This window comes from Klebsiella sp. NPDC088457, from assembly GCF_044900465.1.
GTDB lineage: Bacteria > Pseudomonadota > Gammaproteobacteria > Enterobacterales > Enterobacteriaceae > Klebsiella.
On record NZ_JBJDNH010000083.1, the window covers coordinates 1 to 8,059 of the forward strand.

The 8,059-nt window shown below is 58.4% G+C and carries 6 protein-coding genes; all 6 read right to left on the reverse strand.

Features of this window, described 5'->3' with window-relative positions:
* Positions 1-866 (reverse strand): NADH-quinone oxidoreductase subunit NuoH (nuoH, locus tag ACI2JR_RS27315; RefSeq protein WP_462479986.1); only part of this gene is annotated, 866 nt, incomplete at its 3' end.
* A complete protein-coding gene (gene nuoG, locus ACI2JR_RS27320; RefSeq protein WP_132725652.1) occupies positions 863-3,589 on the reverse strand; it encodes an NADH-quinone oxidoreductase subunit NuoG in 2,727 nt (908 codons plus the stop codon). The genes nuoH and nuoG, both read right to left, overlap by 4 nt.
* Positions 3,590-3,674: 85 nt before the next feature.
* Entirely contained in the window at positions 3,675-5,012 is a 1,338-nt protein-coding gene (gene nuoF, locus ACI2JR_RS27325) for an NADH-quinone oxidoreductase subunit NuoF (protein ID WP_004865097.1), read from the reverse strand.
* Entirely contained in the window at positions 5,009-5,509 is a 501-nt protein-coding gene (gene nuoE / locus ACI2JR_RS27330; protein WP_004865099.1) for an NADH-quinone oxidoreductase subunit NuoE, read from the reverse strand. Before nuoE ends, nuoF begins: the two co-directional genes overlap by 4 nt.
* Positions 5,510-5,511: 2 nt before the next feature.
* Positions 5,512-7,320, reverse strand: a complete 1,809-nt coding sequence (gene nuoC, locus ACI2JR_RS27335) for an NADH-quinone oxidoreductase subunit C/D (protein ID WP_462479987.1) — start codon at positions 7,318-7,320, stop codon at positions 5,512-5,514.
* An 89-nt stretch (positions 7,321-7,409) separates the two neighbouring features.
* Positions 7,410-8,059 (reverse strand): NADH-quinone oxidoreductase subunit NuoB (nuoB, locus tag ACI2JR_RS27340; RefSeq protein WP_462479988.1); only part of this gene is annotated, 650 nt, incomplete at its 5' end.

Sequence of the window (8,059 nt, forward strand, 5' to 3'; positions counted from 1 at the left end):
AATGATGCGCGAATCAAAATGAACATCATCATGAAGAACGCGGTTTTCAGCGCGAACCAGATGAACGGAGGTAACCATGGGCCATTCCAGCCGCCGAAGAACAGCGTCACAATCAGCGCTGATACGGTGACAATCCCGATGTACTCACCGACAAAGAACAGACCGAACTTCATGCCGGAATATTCGATGTGGTAACCATCGGCCAATTCCTGCTCGGCTTCCGGCTGGTCAAACGGGTGACGGTGACAGACCGCCACGCCGGCGATAGCAAAGGTGACAAAGCCAAAGAACTGCGGAATCACGTTCCACAGATGCGCCTGGTTGTTGACGATATCGCTCATGTTGAACGATCCCGCCTGCGCCACCACGCCCATCAGCGACAGACCGAGGAACACTTCGTAGCTCAGGGTCTGCGCGGAAGCACGCATCGCCCCCAGCAGCGAGTATTTGTTGTTACTCGACCAGCCGGCGAACAGCACGGCGTAAACCGCCAGACCGGCCATCATCAGGAAGAACAGGATACCGATGTTCAGGTCGGCGACCACCCACGACGGACTGACCGGCACGATAGCAAAGGCCAGCAGCAACGACGTAAAGGCGATAACCGGGGCCAGAGTAAAGATAACGCGGTCCGTAAAGCGCGGAACCCAGTCCTCTTTAAAGAACATCTTGATCATATCGGCGACCAGCTGCAGCGACCCGCCCCAGCCGACACGGTTAGGCCCGTAACGGTTCTGGAACAGCCCCAGCAGACGACGTTCGCCAAAGCTCATGAACGCACCGCAGGTCACCACCACCAGCAGAATAACCACTGCCTTCAGGATGGTTAACAGAATGTCGATGAGATCCGGTGTTAACCAACTCATGCTTTCGCCTCCTGCAGTGTGTCAATACGTGCGCCGGTCAGTACCGGCGCAATGCCCGGCATCCCCATCGGCAAGCCCACCTGCCCTGCCGTCAGCCCCGCAGAAATCACCAGCGGCAGGCTAAGCGCCTGGCCTTCTACGCTGAAGGAGACCATCGCCCCTTCGTTGACACCAAGCTTCGCGGCATCCGCCGGGTTCAGCTTGATATACGGCTGCGGCATGCGGCTCTGGAAGACCGGAGAACGCTGCGACAGTTCGTCGCTGCCGAACAGATGGTAGTACGGCGCGATACGCCATTTCCCCTCTTCCGCCTGGAAGCTTGCCGGCACCGTGGTGAAATAATCCAGACCGCTGGCAGACGCCTCGATCAGACGTACGCCCGGATCGCCATGGCGCAGTTTACCGCCCACTTCGTCCTGGAATTTATTCCACGCCTGCGGGGAGTTCCAGCCCGGCGCCCAGGCAAACGGAATTTGCGAACGCGGCGCGGACGGCTGGTTGTTCCCTTCCATCGAGAAGGCGAACATGGTGTCTTTATCCTGCGGCTGACGCGGTTCATGCACGCTGATGTTAGCGCGCATTGCCGTGCGGCCGCTGTAGCGATGCGGCTCACGCGCCAGTTTCTGGCCCCGGATACGGAAGGTCGCGTCCGGCGCGGCATCTTTAATGCCTGCCAGCTGCGGCAGTTTCGCCACGACGGCATCAATCACGTGGTCCAGCTGCGTCCAGTCAACCTGACGGTTGTCGACGGTGCTGTGCAGCGAGTGCAGCCAGCGCCAGCTTTCCAGCATGACGGTATTCGCATCGTAGTAAGCCGGGTCGTAAACCTGGAAGAAACGCTGTGCGCGGCCTTCGTTGTTGACCACCGTCCCGTCGCTTTCGGCGAAACTTGCCGCGGAAAGCACCAGATGCGCTTTGTCCATAATCGCCGTGCGCTGGTGATCAACCACCATCACCAGCGGCGCTTTGGCCAGCGCAGCGTCTACGCGCTCGGCAGAAGCGTGGCGGTGCAGGTCGTTTTCCAGCACGATAACCGCATCGGCCGCGCCGGTTTCCAGTTCGCTCAGCGCCTCTTCCAGAGAGCCGCCGCCGATCAGTCCCAGGCCAACGCTGTTCACCGCCCGGGCGACCATGGTGACGCCGACGTCGATACCGCGGCCCTTCAGCGCTTTGGCCACGTTGGCCGCCGCCTGAATAATCTCAATGCTGCCGGCGTTAGTCCCGGAGACAATCAGCGGTTTCTTCGCCCCGGCCAACGCCTGGACGATTACATCGATTTTGCCTTTCAGATCGTTGCTCAGTCCGTCCACCGCCGGCGCGCTGTCATCCAGCGCATGCGCAATGGCAAAGCCCAGGCGCGCCTGGTCTTCAACCGGCGCGCGGTAGGTCCACGCGGCGACATCGTCGAGACGGGTGTCATCGATATTGGTGACAAACAGCGGATGCTTCGCGCGCTGACCGATGTTGAGGATCGCCGCAATCTGCCAGTCGGCGACTTTCTGCGCCGCGGCCATTTCACGCGCTTTCCCTTTCACCGCCTGACGTACGGCCAGGGCAACGCGGGCGCCGGTTTGGGTGATATCTTCGCCCAGCACCAGTACCGCATCGTAGGATTCGATTTCGCGCAGCGCCGGGGTATGAATACCGCCGTCACGCAGCACTTTCAGCACCATCTGCAGGCGCTCCTGCTCACTCTTCGCAATGCCGGTATAGAAGTTCTCAGCGCCCACCAGCTCACGCAACGCAAAGTTGCTTTCAATGCTGGCGCGCGGCGAGCCAATACCAATCACTTTTTTCGACTGACGCAGAATATCCGCAGCCCCCTGCATCGCCTGTTCAGCGTTAAGGGTAATCAGATCGTCGCCGCGACGTTGCACCGGCTGACGCGGACGGTCTTTCAGGTTCACGTAGCCATAGCCGAAACGACCGCGGTCGCAGAGGAAGTAGCGGTTTACCGTACCGTTATAACGGTTTTCGATACGACGCAGCTCGCCATAGCGCTCGCCCGGGCTGATGTTACAGCCAATGGAACATTGCTGGCAGATGCTCGGCGCAAACTGCATATCCCATTTACGGTTATAACGCTCGGAATGCGTCTTATCAGTGAACACGCCGGTCGGGCAGACTTCAACCAGGTTGCCGGAGAATTCGCTTTCCAGCACGCCATCTTCCGGGCGGCCGAAGTAGACGTTGTCGTGGGCGCCATACACCCCCAGATCGGTGCCGTCGGCATAATCTTTGTAGTAACGAACGCAGCGGTAGCAGGCGATGCAGCGGTTCATTTCGTGCGAGATGAACGGCCCCAGATCCTGGTTGCGGTGGGTACGCTTGGTAAAACGGTAGCGACGGAAGCTATGACCGGTCATCACGGTCATATCCTGCAGGTGGCAGTTACCGCCCTCTTCGCAGACCGGGCAGTCGTGCGGGTGGTTGGTCATCAACCACTCCACCACGCTCTCGCGGAACTGCTTCGCTTCGCCGTCGTCAATGGAAATAAAAGTGCCGTCCGATGCCGGTGTCATACAGGACATCACCAGGCGACCACGCGTGTCTTCCGCGTTTTGATATTGCTTCACCGCACACTGGCGGCAAGCACCGACGCTGCCGAGCGCCGGATGCCAGCAAAAGTATGGAATATCAAGACCAAGAGAGAGACAGGCCTCTAACAGGTTGTCCGCTCCATTGACCTCGTATTCTTTGCCGTCTACATGAATCGTAGCCATTAGCATGCTTCCAAATTAAAAAATCGTTACCACTTCCTCTTCCAGATTGCCGCCTTCGCGTCGCCTGGAAGAGCCGGTGGAGACATTACCAGCGCGTCTTAAGCAGGTTCGGCTGAATCCCGTTGATAGCATGGGTATTACTGAACTGCTGCTTAATGCCTGCTTCGAATTCGTCGCGGAAATATTTAATGGCGCTCTGCAGCGGTTCTACCGCACCTGGCGCATGCGCACAGAAGGTTTTCCCCGGCCCCAGGAACCGACACAGTTGCTCAAGTGTCTCGATATCCCCCGGCTGGCCTTCACCGCGCTCCAGAGCGCGCAGAATTTTCACGCTCCACGGCAGACCGTCGCGGCACGGCGTACACCAGCCGCAGGACTCGCGGGCGAAAAACTCTTCCAGGTTGCGCACCAGCGACACCATGCCAATCTCGTGGTCGACGGCCATCGCCAGCGCGGTGCCCAGACGGCTCCCCGCTTTGCCAATACTTTCGAATTCCATCGGCAGATCAAGATGCGCTTCGGTCAGGAAGTCGGTCCCCGCGCCGCCCGGCTGCCAGGCCTTGAACTTCAGGCCATCGCGCATGCCGCCGGCATAATCCTCGAGGATTTCGCGCGCGGTGGTACCAAACGGTAGCTCCCAGACGCCCGGGTTTTTCACCCGGCCAGAGAAGCCCATCAGCTTGGTACCGGCATCTTTGCTGGTTGAAATGTTCTGATACCACTCGACGCCGTTAGCCAGAATCGCCGGGACGTTACACAGGGTTTCAACGTTGTTCACGCAGGTCGGTTTACCCCACACGCCAGAACTCGCCGGGAATGGCGGCTTGGAACGCGGGTTGGCGCGACGGCCTTCAAGGGAGTTAATCAGCGCGGTTTCTTCACCGCAGATGTAGCGCCCTGCCCCGGTGTGCACAAACAGTTCGAAATCGAAACCGGTGCCGAGAATGTTTTTGCCCAGCAGACCGGCTTCGGTCGCCTCGGCAATGGCGCGGCGTAAATGCACCGCCGCTTCAATGTATTCGCCGCGCAGGAAGATGTAGCCGCGGTACGCTTTCAGCGCAAACGCGGAGATCAGCATGCCTTCCACCAGCAGGTGCGGCAGCTGCTCCATCAGCAGGCGGTCTTTATAGGTGCCCGGCTCCATCTCATCGGCGTTACACAGCAGGTAACGGATGTTCATGGATTCGTCTTTCGGCATCAGGCTCCACTTCAGACCGGTGGAAAAGCCCGCGCCGCCGCGCCCTTTCAGACCGGCGTCTTTCACCTGATTGACGATCTCATCCGGCGCCAGCCCCAGCAGCGCCTTACGCGCGCCGGCGTAGCCGTTTTTGCTCTGATATTCTTCCAGCCATACCGGCTGTTTATCATCGCGCAGACGCCAGGTGAGCGGATGCGTTTCGGGAGTGCGGATCACTGTCTTCATTTATACTGCTCCAACAGGTCAGGAATCGCCTCCGGCGTCAGATAACTATGAGTATCCTCATCAATCATCATCGTCGGTCCCTTGTCGCAGTTGCCCAGACAGCAGGTCGGCAGCAGAGTAAAGCGGCCATCAAAGGTGGTTTGACCCGGTTTGATGTCGAGCTTTTTCTCGATCGCCGACTGAATGCCCTGGAAGCCGGTAATGTGGCAAACCACGCTATCGCAATAGCGGATCACGTGACGACCAACCGGCTGGCGGAAGATCTGGCTGTAGAATGTCGCTACGCCTTCCACGTCGCTTGCCGGGATGCCCAGTACGTCGGCGATCGCATAGATCGCGCCATCCGGCACCCAGCCGCGCTGTTTCTGAACGATCTTCAGCGCTTCGATGGACGCCGCACGCGGGTCTTCGTAGTGGTGCTTCTCGTGCTCAATGGCCTCACGCTCTGCCGCACTCAGCTCAAAAGCCTCGGTTTGTGGTTGTTGATTCTCGTGCATAATTAGCGGTCCACGTCTGACATAACAAAATCGATACTACCCAGATAAACGATCAGGTCGGATACCAGGCTGCCACGAATCGCCGACGGGATCTGCTGCAGGTGCGCATAGCTCGGCGTGCGGATACGGGTACGATAGCTCATGGTGCTGCCGTCGCTGGTCAGGTAGTAACTGTTAATACCCTTCGTCGCTTCAATCATCTGGAAGGATTCGTTGGCCGGCATTACCGGGCCCCAGGAAACCTGCAGGAAGTGCGTAATCAGGGTTTCGATATGCTGCAGCGTGCGCTCTTTCGGCGGCGGCGTCGTCAGCGGGTGATCCGCCTTGAACGGGCCTTCCGGCATATTATCGAGACACTGCTGGAGAATGCGCAGGCTCTGGCGCAGCTCTTCAACTTTCAGCATCACGCGGGTATAGCAGTCGGATACACCGCCGCCAACCGGCACTTCGAAGTCAAAGTTCTCATAGCCAGAGTATGGACGCGCTTTACGCACGTCGAAGTTGATTCCGGTGGCGCGCAGACCGGCGCCGGTGGTGCCCCACTCCAGCGCTTCTTTCGCGCCGTAAGCGGCAACGCCTTTTGAACGGCCAATCAGAATGCTGTTGCGCAGCGCGGCTTTCTCGTAAGAATCCAGACGCTTGGGCATCCACTCAAGGAATTCACGCAGCAGACGATCCCAGCCGCGCGGCAGATCGTGCGCCACGCCGCCGATGCGGAACCACGCCGGGTGCATACGGAAACCGGTGATGGCTTCCACCAGATCGTAGATCTTCTGCCGGTCGGTAAAGGCAAAGAACACCGGCGTCATCGCCCCGACGTCCTGAATAAAGGTCGAGATATACAGCAGGTGACTGTTAATGCGGAACAGTTCGGAGAGCATGACGCGAATCACATTGACGCGATCCGGTACGGTGATACCCGCCAGCTTTTCGACCGCCAGAACGTACGGCATCTCATTGACGCAGCCGCCAAGGTATTCAATACGGTCGGTATACGGAATGTAGCTGTGCCACGACTGACGTTCGCCCATTTTCTCAGCGCCACGGTGGTGGTAGCCGATATCCGGTACGCAGTCGACGATCTCTTCGCCATCAAGCTGCAAAACGATACGGAAAGCACCGTGCGCGGAGGGGTGGTTCGGGCCGAGGTTAAGGAACATGAAGTCCTCGTTTTCGGTCCCGCGCTTCATGCCCCACGCTTCCGGCTTAAAGGTCAGCGCTTCCATTTCCAGATCCTGCTTGGCTTTGGTCAGCTCAAACGGATCGAACTCGGTGGCGCGCGCCGGGTAGTCTTTACGCAGCGGATGGCCTTCCCAGGTCGGCGGCATCATGATGCGCGTCAGGTGCGGGTGGCCTTCGATATCAATACCGAACATTTCCCACGTTTCACGCTCATACCAGTTGGCATTATGGAACAGTTTGGTCAGTGTCGGCACGCGCAGATCGTTTTCAGACAATGCTACCTTGAGCATGACGTCACGATTGCGTTCAATAGAAATCAGGTGATAGAAAACGGAAAAATCCGCGGCGGGTAGCCCGTCACGGTGGGTACGCAGACGTTCGTCCATGCCGTGCAGATCGAACAGCATGACGTAAGGTTTTGGCAATTTCTTCAGGAAATCAACCACCTCCAGCAGCTGTTCGCGCTTGACCCAGACCACCGGAACGCCGGTGCGGGTAGGCTGAACGGTAAAGGCATCCGGCCCAAAACGATTGCGCAGTTCGCCGATCACCGGGTCATCGAGGTGATCGCGGGTTTGCCAGGCTGGTGCGGCGTCATGCGCATGTAAATCGGTCATATTGTTCACCATTGCAAAAGGTCCGTGGTGACTGCCGGGCGTGGCTTCGCGCTGTTGTAGATTGATTTGCGAAGTGTTGTGCCGCCGCCCGCAGGCGCAAGTTAAATCTCGTCCGGAGTCCGCAGATTGGTCACCGCAATGCGTTCGCCACGTTTACGCTCGCGTTCCGACTGCATGTTGGCGCGATAAACGCCCTGATCGCCAACCACCCACGAGAGCGGACGACGTTCTTTACCAATGGACTCCTGCAGCAGCATCAGCGCCTGCATATAAGCTTCCGGACGCGGCGGACAGCCTGGGATGTAAACATCAACCGGGATAAACTTGTCCACGCCCTGGACGACAGAATAAATATCGTACATTCCGCCGGAGTTGGCGCATGCGCCCATGGAGATAACCCATTTTGGCTCCAGCATCTGGTCATAAAGACGCTGAATAACCGGCGCCATTTTGGTGAAGCAGGTGCCGGCGACGACCATCAGGTCCGCCTGACGAGGAGAAGCACGCAGTACCTCGGCGCCAAAACGCGCAACGTCATGCACCGCAGTGAATGACGTCACCATTTCAACGTAGCAGCATGACAGGCCAAAGTTGTAAGGCCAGATTGAGTTCTTGCGGCCCCAGTTCACCATGTCATGCAGCGCATGTTCGAGTTTCCCCATATACACGCTTTTGTTGACTTCTTGCTCCAGGGGGTCAGTGACGATCTCCTGTTTCTGCAGGGGGTAACGGTCGTTCTCACCGTTAGGAT